This is a genomic window from Streptomyces sp. NPDC054887 (assembly GCF_053610585.1).
Window position 1 is genome coordinate 16,955 of the sequence record NZ_JBSGYQ010000022.1, and the last position, 20,109, is coordinate 37,063.

Annotated in this window: 15 protein-coding genes; 5 read left to right on the forward strand and 10 right to left on the reverse strand. The window is 72.8% G+C overall.

The annotated features are described in order from the left end of the window. Window positions 1–107 precede the first annotated feature (107 nt). The 4 genes from ACWGH0_RS14900 to ACWGH0_RS14915 all read right to left on the reverse strand — a co-directional run bounded on the left by ACWGH0_RS14900 (window position 108) and on the right by ACWGH0_RS14915 (window position 8,389). Window positions 108–1,706: a serine/threonine-protein kinase gene (locus ACWGH0_RS14900; RefSeq protein WP_453404564.1), complete on the reverse strand. Its 1,599-nt coding sequence runs from the start codon at window positions 1,704–1,706 to the stop codon at window positions 108–110. Between the two features lie 60 nt (window positions 1,707–1,766). Next, a complete protein-coding gene (locus tag ACWGH0_RS14905) occupies window positions 1,767–4,382 on the reverse strand; it encodes a protein kinase (RefSeq protein WP_453404565.1) in 2,616 nt (871 codons plus the stop codon). 149 nt (window positions 4,383–4,531) lie between these two features. After that, window positions 4,532–6,445: a serine/threonine-protein kinase gene (locus tag ACWGH0_RS14910; protein ID WP_453404566.1), complete on the reverse strand. Its 1,914-nt coding sequence runs from the start codon at window positions 6,443–6,445 to the stop codon at window positions 4,532–4,534. Between the two features lie 234 nt (window positions 6,446–6,679). Then, window positions 6,680–8,389 (reverse strand): glycerol-3-phosphate dehydrogenase/oxidase, encoded by a 1,710-nt coding sequence (locus ACWGH0_RS14915; RefSeq protein ID WP_453404567.1) that lies wholly within the window; start codon window positions 8,387–8,389, stop codon window positions 6,680–6,682. Between the two features lie 232 nt (window positions 8,390–8,621). Between ACWGH0_RS14915 and ACWGH0_RS14920 the strand changes: the two genes are divergently transcribed. Together ACWGH0_RS14920 and ACWGH0_RS14925 are read left to right on the forward strand one after the other, a co-directional pair. After that, window positions 8,622–9,884, forward strand: coding sequence for a nucleotide sugar dehydrogenase (locus ACWGH0_RS14920; RefSeq protein WP_453404568.1), 1,263 nt, complete (start codon window positions 8,622–8,624; stop codon window positions 9,882–9,884). Window positions 9,885–10,007: 123 nt separating this feature from the next. Further along, window positions 10,008–10,493: a hypothetical protein gene (locus ACWGH0_RS14925; RefSeq protein WP_453404569.1), complete on the forward strand. Its 486-nt coding sequence runs from the start codon at window positions 10,008–10,010 to the stop codon at window positions 10,491–10,493. An 81-nt stretch (window positions 10,494–10,574) separates the two neighbouring features. Here the strand turns inward: ACWGH0_RS14925 and ACWGH0_RS14930 are convergent, their stop codons facing one another. The 4 genes from ACWGH0_RS14930 to ACWGH0_RS14945 form a co-directional block, all read right to left on the reverse strand. Then, a complete protein-coding gene (locus tag ACWGH0_RS14930; protein WP_453404570.1) occupies window positions 10,575–11,699 on the reverse strand; it encodes a GuaB3 family IMP dehydrogenase-related protein in 1,125 nt (374 codons plus the stop codon). Between the two features lie 105 nt (window positions 11,700–11,804). Next, a complete protein-coding gene (gene guaB, locus ACWGH0_RS14935; protein WP_453404571.1) occupies window positions 11,805–13,307 on the reverse strand; it encodes an IMP dehydrogenase in 1,503 nt (500 codons plus the stop codon). Window positions 13,308–13,445: 138 nt separating this feature from the next. Next, window positions 13,446–14,021 (reverse strand): sigma-70 family RNA polymerase sigma factor, encoded by a 576-nt coding sequence (locus ACWGH0_RS14940; RefSeq protein ID WP_138896199.1) that lies wholly within the window; start codon window positions 14,019–14,021, stop codon window positions 13,446–13,448. Window positions 14,022–14,272: 251 nt separating this feature from the next. Beyond that, the gene (locus tag ACWGH0_RS14945; protein ID WP_003948568.1) at window positions 14,273–14,884 is read right to left on the reverse strand and encodes a response regulator transcription factor; all 612 of its coding nucleotides are present in this window, start codon (window positions 14,882–14,884) and stop codon (window positions 14,273–14,275) included. Window positions 14,885–15,272: 388 nt separating this feature from the next. Here ACWGH0_RS14945 and ACWGH0_RS14950 point away from each other — a divergent pair, with 388 nt between their 5' ends. After that, window positions 15,273–15,599 carry a WhiB family transcriptional regulator gene (locus ACWGH0_RS14950; protein ID WP_138896198.1) on the forward strand — a complete coding sequence of 109 codons (327 nt, stop codon included), beginning with the start codon at window positions 15,273–15,275 and terminating at the stop codon, window positions 15,597–15,599. Window positions 15,600–15,652: 53 nt separating this feature from the next. On the opposite strand, the gene ACWGH0_RS14955 is transcribed toward ACWGH0_RS14950, so the two are convergent. Next, complete coding sequence (locus tag ACWGH0_RS14955) at window positions 15,653–16,549, reverse strand: LysR family transcriptional regulator (protein WP_453404572.1); 897 nt, start codon at window positions 16,547–16,549, stop codon at window positions 15,653–15,655. Between the two features lie 80 nt (window positions 16,550–16,629). On the opposite strand from ACWGH0_RS14955, the gene ACWGH0_RS14960 reads away from it, so the two are divergent. Next, window positions 16,630–17,337 carry an MOSC domain-containing protein gene (locus ACWGH0_RS14960; protein ID WP_453404573.1) on the forward strand — a complete coding sequence of 236 codons (708 nt, stop codon included), beginning with the start codon at window positions 16,630–16,632 and terminating at the stop codon, window positions 17,335–17,337. Window positions 17,338–17,347: 10 nt separating this feature from the next. Then, window positions 17,348–18,121: an SDR family NAD(P)-dependent oxidoreductase gene (locus ACWGH0_RS14965; protein ID WP_453404574.1), complete on the forward strand. Its 774-nt coding sequence runs from the start codon at window positions 17,348–17,350 to the stop codon at window positions 18,119–18,121. On the opposite strand, the gene ACWGH0_RS14970 is transcribed toward ACWGH0_RS14965, so the two are convergent. Then, window positions 18,115–19,959: a DUF2264 domain-containing protein gene (locus tag ACWGH0_RS14970; protein WP_453404575.1), complete on the reverse strand. Its 1,845-nt coding sequence runs from the start codon at window positions 19,957–19,959 to the stop codon at window positions 18,115–18,117. The two genes, ACWGH0_RS14965 and ACWGH0_RS14970, sit on opposite strands and share 7 nt — an antisense overlap. Between the last annotated feature and the right edge of the window lie 150 nt (window positions 19,960–20,109).

A 20,109-nucleotide genomic window follows, 5' to 3' on the forward strand; every position in this document is an offset into this window, starting at 1 on the left:
TCGGTAACGCCTTTTCACCGGGCCCTCACCACCGTGCCAGTGTTCACTGGCAAATAAGCCCTGATCAGGGGCTTGTGCTGCCCCTGGGGCCCGTGACGTGCGGCGCCTCAGTCGCGGGCGAACGAGTCCAGGGCGGTGTCGAAGTGCCGCTTGGCATCGTCCTGGAGGCGGACCGGCGCCGACACCCACACGTCGTACATCAGACCGCCCTCCTCCCAGCACAGGTCGTAGGTGTGCCGGGCCTCGTCGCCGGGCTCGAAGCCGTCGCTGACGAACTCCCACAGGGCGGCGGCCAGCCCGTTGTGCGTGGTGCGGGTGACCTTGCCGGCGCGGTAGCCGGGGTGCGCGTCCGGGCCCCTCTCGTGCGCGCGCCGCATCACGCCGAGCGGGCCGCCGGGCACGGGCGTCTGCTGGCGCACGCCGATCCTGATGCTCTTGTCCGGCGACAGGTACGCGACCCGGCTGTCGTCGGCCGACCGGTCGTAGCCCTCCGGGACGGCGAGGGCGAAGCCCGCCGGGTCGCTCACCCTGCGGTAGCCGGGCGGGGGCGTGCGGGCCGCGTCGGCCGTGCCGGTCCGGTCCGGTCCCCCGCCGCCGGGGCGCGTCGACACGGTCGAGGTGACCGTACGGGTGGGCGCGGCCTCCGTATGCCCGCCGCCGCCCCGGCCGTCGCCGTCCCCGTCGCCGTCCCGCAGGAACAGCGTCGCCGTCGCCGCCCCGGCCCCCGCCATCACGGCGACGAGCACGCTCGCGACCAGCGCGCCCCGCACGCCGCCGAGGCGCAGCCGCATCGCCCTGGGCACGAGCGGTACGTGGGACTGCGTGGCGGGGCACGGGGGCGCGGCCTCGGGCGCGATGCCGGTCGCGAGGAACGCCAGCAGCAGCCGCTCCGCCTCCGCCGCGCCGAGTCTGCGCTGCGGATCGCGCTCCAGCAGGCGGCGTACGACGGGGAGCAGCGGGCCGGCGGCGGCGGGCGGCACGATCGGGTCGTGCATGACGGCGCACAGGACGCCGCCCAGGGAGTCGCGGTGGAAAGGGGACTCGCCGCTCACCGCGGTGCACAGCAGCACGCCGAGCGACCACAGGTCGGAGGCCGGGCCGGCGGCGCGGCCCTCCATCCGCTCGGGCGCGGTGTACTCGGGCGAGCCGACGAAGGACCCGGCGTCGGTGATCGTCGTACCGCCGTCGAGCCGGGCGATCCCGAAGTCGGTGAGGACGACGCGGCCGGTGCCCGCCTCCAGCAGCACGTTGTCGGGCTTGAGGTCGCGGTGCAGTACGCCGCGTTCGTGGGCGTTGCGCAGTGCGCCGACCAGCGCGAGACCGATCCGGGCGGCCTCGCGGACGTCGACCGGCCCCGAGGAGGCGATCCGGTCCGCCAGCGAGTCGCCGTCGATCAGCTCCATGATGATGTACGAGAGACCGGCGTCGGAGTCCTCGACGATGTCGTGCACGACGATCACGTGCGGGTGGACCAGTTGGGCCACGGTCCTCGCCTCGCGCAACGCGCGCTCGCGCCGCAACCGCGCGTCGGCCGTGGGCAGGCCGGGCTCGTCCCCGCCGAAGTGCAGCTCCTTGACGGCGACCTGCCGTCCGAGCAGTTCGTCCGTGGCCTGCCAGACGGTGCCCATGCCGCCGCGCCCCAGCCGGTCGCCGAGGCGGTAGCGCCCGGCGACGAGGCGGCTGCCGCCCCCTGTTGCGCCGGTCATCGCGTGTGAGTGGTCCACGTCATCTGTCCTGCCCCGCGTCTAGGAGGCCCAAGGGCCTGGTCAGCCGCCTGTCACCCGGTAGGCCGCCGTGGCCTGTTCGTAGATCTCGGTGATCCTGTCGCGCTGGGCTTCCGGTCCGATCACCTGGACGACGTGGTACCGGTCGCCGACGATCATCGCGAGGTTGCGTACGTACACGTCCCGTCCGCTGCTGTCCTGCCAGGTGAACTGGCCCTCCGCCATGGCCTGCTGCCCCACGTCGATGCGGCGCAGCCCGTTCTGGGTCGACCAGGAGGAGTCCCTGACCGCCTGGAGTTCGCGTTCCCTCTTGAGCTGGTAGTCCATCGGGTCGCCGCCGTACTCCTCGACCGTGTCGCGGCCGGGCACGACGAGCAGCTCGAAACCGCTGCCCCGGTAGCGGACCTGGCCGGCGTCGTTGATCGGCCGCCGCTCCCAGTCCTTGTCGACGGCGATCTGGAAGCCCTCGGGGTCCTTGCGCAGCGCGTACCCGTCGGCGACGTCGGGGGCCGGCGCGGAGGTCTGCGGCTGCTGGGAGCCGGGCGTCTCGCGCGGATCGGGCCGCTCGCTCGCGGGTCCGGCGGACGGGCCGGGGGTGGCGGGCGCGCCGGTGCTCCGTCCGGCGCCCGCCCGCACGGGGTCGCCCGCCGGGCTGCCGTCCTTGCCGCCGTCCTCCTGGCCGGCCTTGGGCATGAAGACCATCGCGTAGACGAGCGCGGCGGTCAGGCCGAGGAGGATGAGGAGCAGGAGCGTGCGCCCGAGCGAACGCGGGCCGCCGCGCTGCTTCTTCTGGATCCGCGGCTCCTTGATGCGCGGCTCCCTGGGCGGTCGCGGCTCGCGCGGCTCCTGGTGCTCCGCCCTGCCCCGGGGTTTGGCCTTCTTGTGCCGGTGGCGGCCGTGCACGTCGGACGACGCGCCCCGGCGTCTGCGTACGAGCTCACCGCGGCGGCGCACGATGGGCAGCCGCGCGGCGTCGGCGGACGGCAGCGGCACGACGTCCGCCCCGGCCTCCGGCTCCGGCGCGGACCGGACCAGCGAGCGCAGCCAGCCGCGCAGCTCCTCGAAGTCGGGGCGCTCGGTCGGGTCCTGGCGCAGCAGCGACTCGACGACCGGCCGCAGCGGGCCGCACTCCTCGGCGAAGGCGGGCGGCTCGGCGCAGACGAGCTGCACCAGCTCGATGGCGCTCTCCTCCGGGTACGGGGCGTGGCCCTGCACCGTACGGAAGAGCAGCGCGCCGAGCGCCCACAGGTCGGTCGAGGGGCCGATGGGCGGGGCGAGCTGCCAGTTCCCGTGGACGGAACCGGCCTGCTCGGGCGCCCACCGCTCGGTGACGGCGCCCACCAGGGCGATCCGCGCCTGCCGGGCGCGCTCGGCGGCGAGCGGGGTGGCGGGTCCTCGGTACACGGGCGGCTGTCCGCCGGTGTCGCCCCGGTTGTCGTGCCCGCCCGCCACGACCTCGTCCCAGCTCCGGGCCGGGGGCCGGGGCTGGGCCTCCGGGGGCGCAGGGTGCGGCTGGTGCGGTCCGCGGCGCAGGCCGTCGGCCCGCATCCCGTCGCCCGCCGGGGAGCGCGGGACCGCGCCGTGCCAGGAGTCGTCGTGGTCACCGGTGGCGGCGGGGAGCCGGCCGCCGGTGGTGGCGGGCGCGCCCTGGGGCGGGGCGGGGGCATTCCGCCGGTCGCCGGGGGCGCCCGGGCGGGGGTCGTGCCAGGCGCCGGGAAGCTCGGGCCGCCGGGGGAGCTCGGCGGGGTCGGGCCCGGGGTCGAGGTCGACGTACGGGCTGATGGCGCGCGGGGCCGCCGCAGGGCGCTGGGCCGGCACCGCGTTGGCCGCTCCGGGGCGCTGCTCCTCGTTGACCCGGGCCGCCGCGCGGGCTCCCGCGCGGTACGCCGCGATCGCTCCGGCGCGCGCCGCGCGCACTTCGGCGGCGGGGCTGCCGCCGCCCGCGGGCAGCGGGGTGCGGTCGCCGGGGGCGGGGACGCCGTACTGGGCGGGCGCCTCGTGCCCGGGCGCCGGGCTGCCCCAGCTTCCGCCGCCCTCCTCCTCGTCGTCCGCGGGGTCGGCCGGCGGCAGGGGCACGGGGGCGTATCCGCACAGCGCCTCCTCGGCCGCGCCGGCCGCGAGGCCGGTCAGGACGATGCGGCCGTCGTCGCAGACGAGCACGGTGCGGACGGTGATGTTGCGGTGGGTCCAGCCGTGGGCGTGCAGCACCCGCAGGGCGGTCAGCACGTCGGCGGCGATCTCCGCCGCCCGGTAGGGGTTGAGCGGCTTCTCGGCGAGCAGCGCCGCGAGGGGCCGCGCGGCGACGAGTTCACTCACTATCCACAGCGAGCCGCCCTCGGCGAAGACGTCGAAGACCTGGTCGAGCCGGGGGTGGTCGGGGATCTGCGCGGCGGCCTGCGCCGCCTCGACGGCCCGGCGCACGGCGGGATCGGCCGGCCGCCGGGTCGTACGCCCGGCGGCGCGGCGCTGCGCGGCCCCGCCGCCCTCGCCGTCCAGGAACTCCGCGTCCACGACTTCGGGCAGCGGGATCTGACGGACCAGCACCTCCTGGCCGCTGTAGGTGTCGAACGCCCTGGTCTCCACCAGTTCGTACGCGTCGGAAGGCGGCAACGGAAGGCGGTAGCGGTCGGCAAGCACCCGACCCGCGTAGTCATCCACGACGCCTCCCCAGAGCGCGCTGTACCCCCGACCCGGTGACCGCACCAAGTCGTCAATTCCGGTCGCGTACGGTCAGTCCACGAGCTCTCACGATACGTGGCCGAACCCGGCCGCGCCGCCGGGTCTCGACAACCCGGCGGATGTGAGCGTCAGTCCTTCGGCTTGAACGTGTCGTGCGCGGTCTTGCGCAGCGTCCGGCACTCCTCGCCGTTCCACTCGCTCGCCCGGCAGCTCACCATGATCGAGTAACCGTGCGTGGCGTCGACCTTGAAGCCCCGGTTCAGGACGTGTACCCGCATTCCGCCCTGATCGCGCTCGAACTCCCAGTCGGCGGTGGTGGGGTACCCGTTGTAGTCGACGGGCCGTATTCCCAGGTGCTTGTAGTTGCTGCTGGTCGCGGCGACTCCGGCCTGTGCCGCCGCCCAGGCGGCGCGGGCGTCGTCGCGGGGGCTTCCGTTGAAGTCGACCTGGACGCGCGGGAAGGCGCCCGGCCGCGCGTTGTAGATGCCGCCGGAGTTCACACCCGCTATGTCGGTGCGCTTGAACCCCTTCGGCATCGCCATCGTGAAGCGGAACCGGTCGTCGCTGACCTTCACGTACCCCTTGGGCAGGGCGCCGCCCTTCGGCGGGTCGTCCGTCGCGGAGTCGTCCGAGGCGTCCTCGCCGTCGTCGGCGGCGTCGTCCTTGCCGGCGTCGTCACCCGTGGCGTCGCCCTTGCCCTGGCCCTGGCCGGTGTCCTGGCCGGGGCTCTTCCCGCTGTCGGGCTCCTTGCCCTGGTCGGCGCCGCCCTTGGCGTCGCCGCCGGCGGTCGTGCCGCTCGAAGCGGACGTTCCGTCCTTGGACTTGCCCCGGGCTCCGTCGTCGCCGCCACCGGTCAGCGAGACGACGAGCACGGTGCCGATCAGCGCCAGCGCCGCGACGACCGCCACTATCACCAGCGTGCGGCGCGGGACGACATCGGTCAGCGACGCCCGCGCCGGCGGCTTGGGTCCGCCCGCGGGCTGCTGCGTCGTCGCGGTCTGCTTCGGCCTGGCGGCCTGGGCCGCCGCCGCGTTGCGTACGGACTTCAGCGCGCCCCGGACCCGGTCGCCGGGGGCCGCGGCGTCGTCCGCCTTCGCGTCGCGCCCGGCCGGCCGCACCTCGCTGAGCACGTCCTCGGGAACGGGCGGCAGCGGCACCACCCGCGTCGCCTCCAGCGAAGGACGGGCCCCGTCCGGCTCCTCGGGCAGGTGGATCACGTCGTTGAGGAGGGCCCGGGCGCCCGCCTCGTCGAGCCGCTGGTCGGGGTCCTTGGCCAGCAGGCCGTAGATGACCTCTTCCAGCGGGCCGGCGTTCTTCGGCGGGTCGAGCGGTTCGGTCATCACGGCCGTGAGGGTCGCGATCGCGGACCCCTTGTCGTACGGCGGGGTGCCCTCGACCGAGGCGTAGAGCAGACCGCCCAGCGACCACAGGTCGGCGGCCGGGCCCGGCTTGTGACCACGGGCCCGTTCCGGCGAGATGTACGAGGGCGCGCCCACCAGCATGCCGGTCGACGTGATCGACGGGTCGCCCTCGACCTGCGCGATGCCGAAGTCGGTCAGGACGACCCGGCCGTCCTCGGAGATCAGCACGTTGGACGGCTTCACGTCACGGTGCAGGATGCCCTGGCGGTGCGCGGCGCGCAGTACGTCGAGGATCGCGAGGCCCACTTCGGCGGCCCGTCGCGGCGTCAGGAGCCCGTCCTGGCGCACGACGTCGGCGAGCGACTTGCCCTCGATCAGCTCCATGACGATCCAGGGCCGGTCGTCCTCGTCGACCACGTCGTAGACCGTCACGGCGCCGTTGTTGCGGATGCGGGCGATCGCCTTGGCCTCACGCAGGGTGCGCGTGATGAGCCGGCGCTTCTCCTCTTCGTCGATGCTCGTGGGGAAGCGCAGTTCCTTGACCGCGACCGTGCGGCCCAGCGTCTCGTCGACCGCGCGCCAGACCGTACCCATGCCGCCCCGGCCGAGCACTTCCCCGAGCCGGTACCGACCGGCGAGAAGACGTCCCTCGGTGTCCTTGGACTGCTCCGCCTCCGACATGCGTCCCCTCTGCGATCCCTGATCTTCGCCCGCGATGGCTGCGTTCCAGGGTGATGCGACAACGCGCCCTGGCAGAGCCTTCATTGTCCCTCACCGCGCGACCGATCGTGGTCCCGGGTCGCCGGGGCCTTTCCACCGGGCGAACAAAAGGGACCCCGCGCAGGTCACAGCAGTTTCAGGCCGTCGCCACCGAACCTTCCCGCCCCCTTGCCGAGTTCACCGCATCACGGCCAGTCACTGAATCGGGGCGATGTCCGGCGCCCCGAGCCGCGCGGCGTCGGCCGTCAGATCGTCCGGCTGGCGCTGCGACTCCCGTTCCGCCTCGACGCGCTTCTCGTAGTGCTCGACCTCCTTCTCGATCTGCTCCTTGTCCCAGCCGAGGACCGGCGCCATCAGCTGCGCACACTCGCGCGCGCTGCGCGTTCCCCGGTCGAAGGTCTCGATGGAGACGCGCGTACGCCGGGTCAGCACGTCGTCCAGGTGGCGGGCCCCTTCGTGCGAGGCGGCGTACACGATCTCCGCCCGCAGGTAGTCGTCCGCCCCGCCCACCGGCACACCGAGCCCGGGGTCACGGGCGATCAGCTCCAGCAGTTCCTCGGCCAGGGACCCGTACCGGTTCAACAGGTGCTCCACCCGCACGACGTGAAGGCCCGTCCGGGCGGCGATGCGCGCCCGCGCGTTCCACAGCGCCCGGTACCCCTCGGCCCCGGCCAGCGGCACCTCCTCCGTCACGCACTCGGCGACGCGCTGGTCGAGCGCGTGCACCGCCTCGTCGACGGCGTCCTTGGCCATCACGCGGTACGTCGTGTACTTGCCGCCCGCGACGACGACGAGCCCGGGCACCGGGTGCGCCACCGTGTGCTCGCGGGAGAGCTTGCTCGTGGCGTCCGACTCGCCGGCCAGCAGCGGCCGCAGGCCGGCGTACACGCCCTGCACGTCGTCACGCGTCAGCGGCACCGCCAGCACCGAGTTGACGTGCTCCAGCAGGTAGTCGATGTCCGCGCTGGACGCGGCCGGGTGGGCCTTGTCGAGGTCCCAGTCGGTGTCGGTCGTGCCCACGATCCAGTGCCGGCCCCAGGGAATGACGAAGAGCACCGACTTCTCGGTCCGCAGGATCAGCCCGGTCGACGAGTGGATGCGGTCCTTCGGCACCACCAGGTGGATGCCCTTCGACGCCCGCACGTGGAACTGGCCGCGCTCGCCGATCAGCGCCTGGGTGTCGTCCGTCCACACCCCCGTCGCGTTGACGACCTGCCTGGCCCGGACCTCGTACTCCCCGCCGCCCTCCAGGTCCCGCACCCGGGCCCCGACGACCCGCTCGCCCTCGCGCAGGAACCCCACGACGCGCGCCCGGTTGGCGACCTCGGCGCCGTACTGCGAGGCCGTGCGCACCAGCGTCGTCACGAAGCGCGCGTCGTCCATCTGGGCGTCGTAGTACTGGAGGGCGCCCACCAGGGCGTCCTTCTTCAGCGCGGGCGCGACCCGCAGGGCGCGCTTGCGCGAGAGGTGACGGTGCATCGGCAGGCCGCGCCCGTGCCCGGACGACACGGACATCGCGTCGTACAGCGCGACGCCCGATCCGGCGTACCACCGCTCCCAGCCCTTGTGCTGGAGCGGGTAGAGGAACGGCACCGGTTTCACCAGATGCGGGGCGAGGCGCTCCAGCAGCAGTCCGCGTTCCTTCAGCGCCTCCCGTACGAGTGCGAAGTCGAGCATCTCCAGATAGCGCAGACCGCCGTGGATGAGCTTGCTCGACCGGCTGGACGTGCCGGAGGCCCAGTCGCGCGCCTCGACGAGCCCCGTCGAGAGTCCGCGCGTGACGGCGTCGAGAGCCGTCCCGGCGCCGACCACTCCCGCGCCCACGACGAGCACGTCCAGTTCACGCTCGGCCATCGCCGCGAGCGCCTCGGCGCGCTCGGCGGGTCCCAGTGTCGCTGCCCTCACTGCTGCCTCCCGTAGTGGTCGGGGTGGCCGGGATCACCTCCCCGCCACTTCGATTCTGTCTGGGCCGCCCGTCTCCGGCCACCGCCTGTGGACAACACTCCCGCGCCCCGGCCTCGCACAATGCCGCATAACGGTCATATTTACGCTTAGTCTGAAATTGCGCTCGCCCGAACTGTCCACAGGGTTTGCGCGTTGCCTCCCCTCCGGCTATTGGGAAGGACGGCCCACCGCCATGCCCGCAGATCTCGCCGTCATCGGACTCGGCCATCTCGGCCTGCCCCTCGCCCAGGCCGCGGTCGCCTCCGGCATCGACACCATCGGCTACGACACCGACCCCGGACGCCTCACGGACCTCGCCGCCGGGCGCGCCCCGGGCGACGGCTCCCTCACCGCCGCCGACCTGCGCCGCATGCTGGCCGGGGGCTTCCGCACCGTCAAAACCCCGGCCGAACTGGGCCGGGTCCGTACCGCCGTCATCTGTGCCCCCACCCCGCTCGGCGCCGACCGTACGCTCGACCTGAGCCACGTCGGCGACGCCGCCAGGATCCTGGCGGCGCGACTGCGCCCGCACACCACCGTGCTGCTCGAATCCGCCGCCTACCCCGGCACCACGGAAGAATTCCTGCGCCCCATCCTCGAAGAGGGCTCCGGGCTCCGCGCGGGCCGGGACTTCCACCTCGCCTACTCCCCCAGTCGGGTGGATCCGGGCAGCCGGCAGCACCGTCACGCCAACACCCCGCAGGTCATCGGCGGCCTCACCCCCGCGTGCACCGAGTCGGCAGCCGCCTTCTACGGGCGCCTCACCGACAAGGTGGTCCGCGCGCGCGGACCGCGCGAGGCGGAGACCGTCGGCGTACTGGAGACGAACTACCGGCACGTCAACATCGCCCTGGTCAACGAGATGGCCGTCCTGTGCCACGACCTCGGCGTCGACCTGTGGGACGTCATCCGCTGCGCCGAGACCAAGCCGTTCGGCTTCCAGGCGTTCCGCCCGGGACCGGGCGTCGGCGGCCACGGCGTCCCCGTCGACCCCAACTACATCCCGCACAGCGGCGGCACCCCCGGCCACCCCCTGCGCATGGTCGGGCTCGCGCAGGAGATCAACGACCGCATGCCGCAGTACGTCATCCAGCGCTGCGCCACGCTCCTCAACGAGCACGGCAAGTCCGCCCGCGGCGCCCGCGTCCTGCTGCTCGGCGTCACCTACAAGCCCGACCTGGCCGACCAGCAGAACTCCCCCGCCCAGGAGATCGCCACCCGCCTGATGGACCTGGGCGCGCAGGTCGGCTACCACGACCCGCACGTCCCCGACTGGCGCGTCCGCGACGTCCCGGTCCCCCGCGTCGACTCCCTCTACGAGGCGGCCGCCAACGCGGACCTGACGGTGCTGCTCCAGAACCACCGCACGTACGACCTCCAGGCCCTCGCGGTGAAGGCGCAGCTCCTGCTCGACACGCGCGGCGCCTCCCCGACGGGGGCCACCCACCGGCTCTGAGCCCATGGCAATGCCCGGAACTCGAAGGTGCGGTGTCGTACGGCACTGCTAGCGTTCGGCGTCACTTGTCGCACGTCCGTGCGCATCCACGGTGCACCACATCCCTTGGGGGGGATTCTCACCATGAGCCAGTCCGTACCGCCGCCGCCGTCCGGCAACCCGTTCGCCGACCACGCCTACCCGCAGGCCCCCGCCCCGGCCCCGGCGCGCGACAACGTCGTCCTCGGCGTCGCGGCGGCCTTCGCCGCCGCGCTGGTCACCGGCGGCATCTACGGCGGCATCATCGGCGCCACCGACTACCAGATCGGTTTCGCGGCGGTCGCCGTCGGCTACCTCGTCGGCCTGGCGGCCGGCAAGGCCGGCGGCGCCAACCCCGCCCTGCCGGTGGTGAGCGCGATCCTCTCGCTCGGCGCGGTCTACTGCGGCCAGCTGCTCGGCTTCGCGATCGTCCTCGCCGAGGCGCTCCACATCGGCGTGACGGAGATCCTCTTCCAGGAGTTCCAGCAGCTCACGTCCGTCTGGAAGGAGGAGGCGGGCCCGATGACCTTCCTCTTCCTCGCCATAGGCGCGTACGCCGCCTTCTCGGCCGCCAAGAAGTCCGCGGCCTGACGCCGCCGACCACGCGCGAAGGGGCCCGCACCACGGCGTCACACCGCGGTCCGGGCCCCTTCGCGTAGTGACACGGGCGCGTCAGCGCTTGTGCTCGGCCGGGGAGACCGTGACCTCGACGCGCTGGAACTCCTTGAGCTCGCTGTAGCCGGTCGTGGCCATCGAGCGGCGCAGCGCGCCGAACAGGTTCATCGAACCGTCCGGGGTGTGCGACGGGCCGAGGAGGATCTCCTCGGTCGTGCCGACCGCGCCCAGGTCCATGCGCTTGCCGCGCGGCACGTCCTCGTGGACGGCCTCCATGCCCCAGTGGTGGCCGCGGCCGGGCGCGTCCGTCGCGCGGGCCAGCGGGGAGCCCATCATCACGGCGTCCGCGCCGCAGGCGATGGCCTTCGGCAGGTCGCCGGACCAGCCCACGCCGCCGTCGGCGATGACGTGCACGTACCGGCCGCCGGACTCGTCCATGTAGTCGCGGCGCGCCGCGGCCACGTCGGCGACGGCGGTGGCCATCGGGACCTGGATGCCCAGCACGTTGCGGGTGGTGTGCGCGGCGCCGCCGCCGAAGCCGACGAGGACGCCGGCCGCGCCCGTACGCATCAGGTGCAGCGCGGCGGTGTACGTGGCGCAGCCGCCCACGATGACCGGGACGTCCAGCTCGTAGATGAACTGCTTGAGGTTGAGCGGCTCGGCGGCGCCCGACACGTGCTCGGCGGAGACCGTGGTCCCGCGGATCACGAAGATGTCGACACCGGCGTCCACGACGGCCTTGGAGAACTCGGCCGTGCGCTGCGGAGACAGCGCGGCGGCGGTGACGACGCCCGAGTCGCGCACCTCCTTGATGCGCTGCCCGATCAGGTCCGCCTGGATGGGAGCGGCGTAGATCTCCTGGAGGCGGCGGGTCGCGGCCTCGTCGTCGAGCTCCGCGATCTCCTGGAGCAGCGGCTCCGGGTCCTCGTACCGGGTCCACAGACCTTCGAGGTTCAGTACGCCGAGACCGCCCAGCTCGCCGATGCGGATGGCGGTCTGCGGGGAGACGACGGAGTCCATCGGAGCGGCCAGGAACGGCAGCTCGAAACGATAGGCGTCGATCTGCCAGGCGATCGAGACCTCCTTCGGGTCCCGGGTGCGCCGGCTCGGCACGATGGCGATGTCGTCGAACGCGTACGCCCTGCGGCCGCGCTTGCCGCGCCCGATCTCGATCTCAGTCACGTGTGTGGCCTTTCCCTCTTGGTATGCCGCTCCAGTATCCCCGACACACACGACAGGGGCGGCCCCGGGAAATCCGGGGCCGCCCCTCAGCGTGTACGTGCGAGGTTACTTCCTGCTGTAGTTCGGCGCCTCTACCGTCATCTGGATGTCGTGCGGGTGGCTCTCCTTGAGGCCCGCCGAGGTGATCCGTACGAACCGGCCGTTCTGCTGAAGCTCCGGAATCGTCCGGCCGCCGACATAGAACATCGACTGACGCAGGCCGCCCGCGAGCTGGTGCACGACGGCGGCGAGCGGACCCCGGTAGGGCACCTGGCCCTCGATGCCCTCGGGCACGAGCTTGTCGTCGGCGCCGACGCCCTCCTGGAAGTAGCGGTCCTTGGAGTACGACTTGGCCTGGCCGCGGGACTGCATGGCGCCCAGCGAGCCCATGCCGCGGTACGACTTGAACTGCTTGCCGTTGATGAAGAGGAGCTCGCCGGGCGACTCCTCGCAGCCCGCGAGCAGCGAGCCGAGCATCACCGTGTCGGCGCCCGCGACGATGGCCTTAGCGATGTCGCCGGAGTACTGGAGGCCGCCGTCGCCGATGACCGGCACGCCGGCCGCCTTGGCGGCGAGCGACGCCTCGTAGATCGCGGTGACCTGCGGCACGCCGATGCCGGCGACGACGCGGGTGGTGCAGATGGAACCGGGGCCGACGCCGACCTTGATGCCGTCGCAGCCGGCGTCGATGAGCGCCTGGGCGCCGTCGCGGGTGGCGACGTTGCCGCCGATGACGTCGACCGTGGAGTTCGACTTGATCTTGGCGACCATGTCGCCGACGAGCCGGGAGTGACCGTGGGCGGTGTCGACGACGATGAAGTCGACGCCCGCCTCGATGAGCGCCTGGGCGCGCTCGTACGCGTCACCCGCGACGCCCACGGCCGCGCCGACGAGCAGCCGGCCCTCGGCGTCCTTGGCGGCGTTCGGGTACTTCTCGGCCTTGACGAAGTCCTTGACCGTGATGAGGCCCTTGAGGATGCCGGCGTTGTCGACCAGCGGCAGCTTCTCGATCTTGTGGCGGCGCAGCAGCTGGACCGCGTCGACGCGGGAGATGCCGACCTTGCCCGTGACCAGCGGCATCGGCGTCATGATCTCGCGGACCTGGCGGGAGCGGTCTGTCTCGAAGGCCATGTCGCGGTTGGTGACGATGCCGAGCAGCTTGCCCGCCGGGTCGGTCACCGGCACGCCGCTGATACGGAACTTCGCGCACAGCTCGTCGGCCTCGCCGAGCGTGGTGTCCGGGCGCACGGTGATCGGGTCGGTCACCATGCCGGACTCGGAGCGCTTCACGAGGTCGACCTGGTTGGCCTGGTCGGCGATCGAGAGGTTGCGGTGCAGCACGCCGACGCCGCCCTGACGGGCCATGGCGATGGCCATGCGGGACTCGGTGACCTTGTCCATCGCGGCGGACAGCAGCGGGACGTTCACCCGTACGTTCTTCGAGATGTACGAGGAGGTGTCGATCTGGTCGGGTGCCATGTCCGACGCGCCGGGCAGCAGCAGCACGTCGTCGTAGGTCAGCCCGAGCATCGCGAACTTCTCGGGCACTCCGTCGACGTTGGCAGTCATGCCTGACACCTTCCCAAATGGTCTTGCTCGGCGCGGATGTCCATGCTAACGGGATCGTGCGGTGTCTCATTCCACGAGCAAGATCACCTGCCGAATTCGTGCGTTCCTACGGACGGGGGCACGGGCCCGGGGGTCCGGCTACTGTCCGGCGAGGGCCCGCAGGCGGCTGAGCGCGCGGTGCTGCGCGACCCGTACGGCACCGGGGGACATGCCCAGCATCTGTCCGGTCTCCTCCGCGGTCAGCCCGACCGCGACCCGCAGCACCAGCAGCTCGCGCTGCGCCTGCGGAAGATTGGCCAGAAGTTTCTTCGCCCACTCGGCGTCGCTGCTGAGCAGCGCCCGCTCCTCGGGGCCCAGGGAGTCGTCGGGCCGCTCCGGCATCTCGTCGGACGGCACGGCGGTCGATCCGGGGTGCCGCATCGCGGCGCGCTGGAGGTCGGCGACCTTGTGGGCGGCGATGGCGAAGACGAAGGCTTCGAACGGCCTGCCGGTGTCCTTGTAGCGGGGCAGGGCCATCAGGACCGCCACGCAGACCTCCTGCGCCAGGTCCTCCACGAAGTGACGGGCATCACCGGGCAGCCGGTTCAGCCGGGTGCGGCAGTACCGCAGCGCCAGCGGGTGGACGCGCGCCAGCAGGTCGTGCGTCGCCTGCTCGTCGCCCTCGACCGCACGGCGGACGAGTGCACCGATCACCGTCGTCTCGTCGTCGCGCATCGGTCCATGGTGCCTTGGCGCCGAGGCATCCGCGGCACCGCGCCCGTAGTTGTGCACCGAAGCGTTATGAGCAGGTACGCCGGAACTCATTCTCTGAGCCCTCCCCTCCCGCTCGGCCGAATCGTCCCCGAGGAACTCCACCCCTCAAGGATGCGGCATCGGCGGCGGAAAGGGGCACGGGCGTCCGCCACCCCGTCCGCCGGGGAGCGGACGGGGATCGAGACACCCGCGCGGGAGCGCACCGGCCGGTCCTATCGGACCAGGCCCCAGCGGAATCCGAGCGCGACCGCGTGCGCCCGGTCCGAGGCGCCGAGCTTCTTGAAGAGCCGCCGGGCGTGCGTCTTGACCGTGTCCTCGGAGAGGAACAGCTCGCGGCCGATCTCCGCGTTGGAGCGTCCGTGGCTCATGCCTTCGAGCACCTGGATCTCACGCGCGGTGAGCGTCGGGGCCGCCCCCATCTCCGCGGACCGCAGCCGGCGGGGGGCGAGCCGCCAGGTCGGGTCGGCGAGCGCCTGCGTGACGGTGGCCCGCAGCTCGGCGCGCGAGGCGTCCTTGTGCAGGTAGCCGCGGGCACCGGCGGCCACCGCGAGCGCGACACCGTCCAGGTCCTCGGCGACCGTGAGCATGATGATCCGGGCGCCCGGGTCCGCCGAGAGCAGCCGGCGCACCGTCTCGACGCCGCCCAGACCGGGCATGCGTACGTCCATCAGAATCAGGTCCGAGCGGTCGGCGCCCCAGCGGCGGAGGACTTCCTCGCCGTTGGCCGCTGTCGTCACGCGCTCGACGCCGGGCACGGTCGCGACCGCGCGGCGGAGCGCCTCTCGGGCAAGCGGGGAGTCGTCGCAGACGAGGACGGATGTCATGAATGTCCTCCGCGACTCTCACAGCTGCTGCGCGTCACCTTGAGCCTCCAGGCTGGTACATATTCGTCACCTGTGCGATTGACGCTCTCGGACACTTGCCCGATCGCTTGTGCTTTCAACCGCCTCGCACTCTCAACGACGGTCACTCGAAAGAGTTACGGGTCGGACGGGCGCCATCAGCACTCTACGTGAGGGCCCGGTCGCACAGAAGCGCATCGGGGGTCGCCATGCCCCCTAAGTAAAGCTATGCCCCATTTAGCGCCTTTTCTTCCGTTTTGCTGGTGTCTGTGGCTAGATTCGCAATGAGTCATATTTACATCTACTTCCACAAGTAGACGCCAACTCACGGTCCAGACGCTCTCGATGCATCGACGCAAGGGGACAAGCAATGGCAGATTTCTCCCGCCTTCCCGGACCCAACGCCGACCTGTGGGACTGGCAGCTGCTCGCGGCGTGCCGCGGAGTGGACAGCTCGCTCTTCTTTCATCCGGAGGGAGAGCGGGGCGCGGCGCGGAGTGCGCGTGAGAACTCGGCTAAGGAGGTCTGCATGAGGTGCCCGGTACGCGCCGAGTGCGCGGCTCACGCGCTGGCGGTGCGTGAGCCCTACGGCGTGTGGGGCGGCCTGACCGAGGACGAGCGCGAGGAACTGATGGGCCGGGCGCGCACCCGCCTCATCGCCGCGTCGTCGGGGCCCGCCGGCACCCCGGATCCCTAGTCCCCGAAGGAACGTTTCTGCATCGGACCCCGCTCAGCACGGGGCCACCGCTCTCAGCGCGCCGCGGCCAGCGCGAGCTGGTCGAGGGTGGCCGCGACCGCCGGCACCTGCGCCAGGTCCGGAAGCGTGAGCGCCACGATCTCGCGCCGTACGGCGGGCTCCACCGCCACGGTGCGCGCGCCCTTGGGGCGTACCGACTCCATCGCAAGCTCGGGCAGCACCGCCACCCCCATCCCGGCGCCGACCAGGCCGATCACGGCCGGATAGTCGTCGGTCGCGAAATCGATGCGCGGCACGAAGCCCGCGCTCTCGCACACCTCGACCAATTGCCTGCGGCAGCGTGGGCAGCCCGCGATCCACGGCTCGTCGGCCAGCTCCCCGATGCCGACCCGGCCGGCGTCCGCGAGCCGGTGCCCCTCCGGGACCAGGCCGACGAGGCGGTCGGTCAGCAGCGGGCGTACGACCAGGTCGTCCCAGTCCTCGGCGGTCCCGCCGGGCCCGTAACGGAAGGCGAGCGCCACGTCGCAGTCGCCCTCACGCAGCATCTCGACCGAGCGCGGGGGCTCCGCGTCGACCAGCGACACCCGGGTCCCGGGGTGGGCCGCGCGCAGGGCGGCCAGCGCGGTGGGGACGAGGGTCGAGCTGCCGCTGGGGAACGACACCAGGCGCACGCGTCCGGCCCGCAGGCCCGCGATGGCGGCGACCTCCTCCTCGGCGGCGGTCAGCCCGGCCAGGATGCCCGCGGCGTGCCGGACGAGGACCTCTCCCGCCTGGGTGAGGCGCATCTCGCGGCCCGTACGGATGAGGAGCGGGGTCCCCGCGGAGTGTTCGAGGGCCTTCATCTGCTGGCTGACGGCGGGCTGCGTGCAGCCGAGCTCCCGCGCGGCGGCCGAGAAGGAGCCGGTGGCGGCCACGGCGCGCAGGACACGGAGATGGCGGGCTTCGATCACCCTTCAAGCATAAGCGCGGCTTGGGTGCGACGTGGATTAATCCAGGGCGACTTTGAGGCGAAGCCGGTTAGCGTTCGCTCATGCAGCTTCTGAGCGTCAACCTCGGCCGTCCCGAGGCCGTCGATTACACCGACTCGCCGAGTGGCACGACCGGCCTGAACAAACGGCCGGCCGACGGACCCGTACGGGTGGCGGCGCCCGGACCCAAGGGGGTCGGCGGGAGCGGTCTGGCCGGGGACGCCGTGTGCGACACGCGCCACCACGGCGGGAACGACCAGGCCGTGTACGCCTTCGCCCGCGAGGACCTCGACGAATGGGAACGCGAGCTCGGGCGCCCGCTCGCCAACGGGGCGTTCGGGGAGAACCTCACCACCCTCGGGGTCGACGTGAACGGCGCGCTCATCGGTGAACGCTGGCGCGTCGGGGCCGACTTGGTGCTGGAGGTCACTTGCGGCCGCATCCCGTGCCGTACGTTCGCGAGCGCGCTCGGCGAGAAGGGCTGGGTCAGGCGCTTCACGCGGCGGGCCGCGCCCGGGGCGTACCTGCGGGTGATCGAGCCGGGTGAGATACGGGCGGGCGACGCCGTCGAGATCGTGCACCGGCCGGACCACGACGTCACCGTGAGCGTGCAGTTCAGGTCGGAGACGACGGAACGCGAGCTGCTGCCGCGCACCCTGGCGGCCGGGGACGCGCTGCACCCGGAGGCGCTGGCGGCGGCGCGCAAGTACGTCACCCGACAGTCATCGGAGGCGAAACCTGGCGGGCGGGCGGGATCCGCGGGGCACTAACGTGCCCCGCATGACGACTGCACTGATTACGGGAGCGACCGCGGGCATCGGCGCCGCCTTCGCGCGGCGCCTCGCCACGGACGGGCACAACCTGGTGCTGGTGGCCCGCGACACCGAGCGGCTCCAGGAGCAGGCGACAGAACTGCACGACCTGCACGGCATCGAGGCGGAGGTGCTGACCGCCGACCTGTCGACGGAGGCGGGCATCGCCTCGGTCGAGGCGCGGCTGTCGGACCGCAGGCATCCGGTCGACCTGCTGGTCAACAACGCCGGGTTCGGCAACAAGGGACGCTTCCTGGAGGTGTCCATGGCCGACGAGCTGACCATGCTGAAGGTGCACTGCGAGGCGGTCCTGCGGCTGACGGCGGCGGCCGCATCGGGGATGAAGGACCGCGGGCGGGGCGGCGTCGTCAACGTGGCGTCGGTCGCGGCCTTCGTGCCGCGCGGGACGTACGGGGCCTCGAAGGCGTGGGTCGTGCAGTTCACGCAGGGCGCGGCGCGAGACCTGGCGGGGAGCGGGGTGCGGCTGATGGCGCTGTGCCCGGGCTTCGTGCGCACGGAGTTCCACGAGCGGGCCGGGATGGGGACGGACAACATCCCCGGCTGGATGTGGCTGGACGCGGACAAGCTGGTGGCCGCGGCGATGGCCGATCTGGCGCGCGGGAAGACGGTCTCGGTGCCGGACCCCCGGTACAAGGCGCTGATGGGCGCGGTGAAGCTGGCGCCGCGCGGCCTGCTGGGCGGCGTCACGTCCAGGACGGGCCGCAAGTACGGGCCTCAGTAGTCCAGGCACACCGCGGTGGTCGAGCCGTCCGCCCAGGTCACGTGGACGGTGCGGCCGGTGATCCGGACGGCGGCCAGGGTGCCGGCGGGTGACGGGGCCGGTTCGGCGGTCAGGGAGGCCAGGGCGACGAAGAGCGAGTCGCCCGCCCCGGTGCGGCCGTCGAGGGCCGCGGTACGGGTGCGGGGCGCGGCCAGGGTCGCGCCGGTGGGTGATTCGCTCGCGCCGGTGTAGCCGTGCACGGGGTGGAGCTGGGCGGTCGGGCGGGCGTGTCGCGGGGTGCCCCCTTCGCCGCCGGACGGGAGCGGGGCCGTCGGGTGGGTGCGGGGCGGCTCGGGCTTTCCCGCCGGTTCCTCTTCGGTGGCCCAGCCGGTCTGGCGTACGGGGGTGCCCTGCGGTGCGCCGGTGACGAGATGGGCGCGGAGTTCGGCGCGGCCGTGGGCGGCGGTGGCGGACACGACGCGGACGCCGGGGGCGGGGGTGTGCGCGGAGGCGGCCCAGCCGGGGCCGTGGGCCAGGGGTTCCGCGGGGCCCCGCCGGGTCCACGCGCCGTCGATGAGCAGCGCGAAGTGGTTGTCCGCGCTGTCGTGGGTCGGGCCGGTGCGGGTCGAGTAGGCGAAGCGGGCGTAATGGGGGTCGTCGTCCGGGCCGACGTGGTTGCTGCCGTGGTTGTGGAGGCGTACGAGGCCGTCGGCCGCCGTGGCCTGGATGAGCAGGTTCGGCGGGCCGAGGGCGGTCACCGCGTCGCCGTTCTCCACGGGCAGCGGCTCTTCGGGGTCCGTCCACACCGGGTGGTCGGCGGGGAGCAGCAGACCGAGGAAGCCCTTGGCGGCCCAGTACGGGGAGGCTGGGCCGGAGTAGTGCTGGACGACCGGCTCGTAGCGGCCGTGCCAGCCCGGCGTCAGCAGCCCCCGGTCGTCGACCGCGCCCCGGTCGAGGAAGTACCGCAGGGCGCCGGAGGCGAGGCGGCGGGTGGCGCCGGGGGTCAGCGGCGTATGACCGGTGAGCGCGCCGAGCCAGGGCGCGGCCGCGGCGGCGAAGCGGTAGGTGAGGGAGCGGCCGTACGGCATGGGCGCGCCGTTGGCGTCGAACATCCTTGTGTGCGCTTCGAGTTGGGCGTGCAGCCGGGGGCCGTAGCGGTCGAGGAGTGGGCGGTCGCCGGCGAGGTGGGCGTGCAGGACGGGATAGAAGTGCAGGGCCCAGGCGTTGTAGTGGTCGAAGGCGCGGTTCGGGCCGTCGCTGTACCAGCCGTCGCCGAGGTGCCATTCCTCGACGCGCGCGAGGGAGCGGTCGACGGTGGCGCGGGCGCGGTCGGTCTCGACACCGATGTCCTGGAGGAATCCGGCGACGGTGAGGCCGAAGAGCCACCAGTTGTTGTCGACGGGGGACGGGTCGAGGGCGGGCAGCAGCCAGTCGACGGCGCGGGCGCGGGTGCGCTCGTCGAGCGCGTCCCAGAGCCAGGGGCGGGTGAGGCGCAGGGCGAGGGCCACGGAGGCGGACTCGACGACGGCCTGGCGCACGTCGGCCGTCAGCGGCCAGGACTCGGGCGCCTCGGCGGTCGAAGCGCTTCCCGGTACGGGGTGTTCGGTGCCGGCGGCGAGACCTTCGGCGTAGCGGGCGAGATGGCCCAGGGGGTCGCGGCCGCCCTCGCCGGCGACGCGGAGGGCCGCGAGCAGGAACGTACGGGCGTAGCCTTCGAGGCCGTCGGAGCGCGGGCCGGAGCAACTGGGGCGAAAGCCCGGCAGGTTGACGAGCGCGTGGCGCGGGGACGCGTGGGGGCGGACGGCCAGCAGGAGCCGGTCCGCCGTCGCCACCCAGTCGTCGCGGTGTCCGAACGGCATGATGCTCCCCTGAAGGCTGTCCTGCTCCGTCGCCGGAATCTAGGACCTGGACTGATCGAAGGTCAATGCGTTGCGGTTGAATGATCGAAACTTCTATCGTTCGATCACGATTCATGATTGCCGTGCCACACACTGCGAGGGGGACTGCCG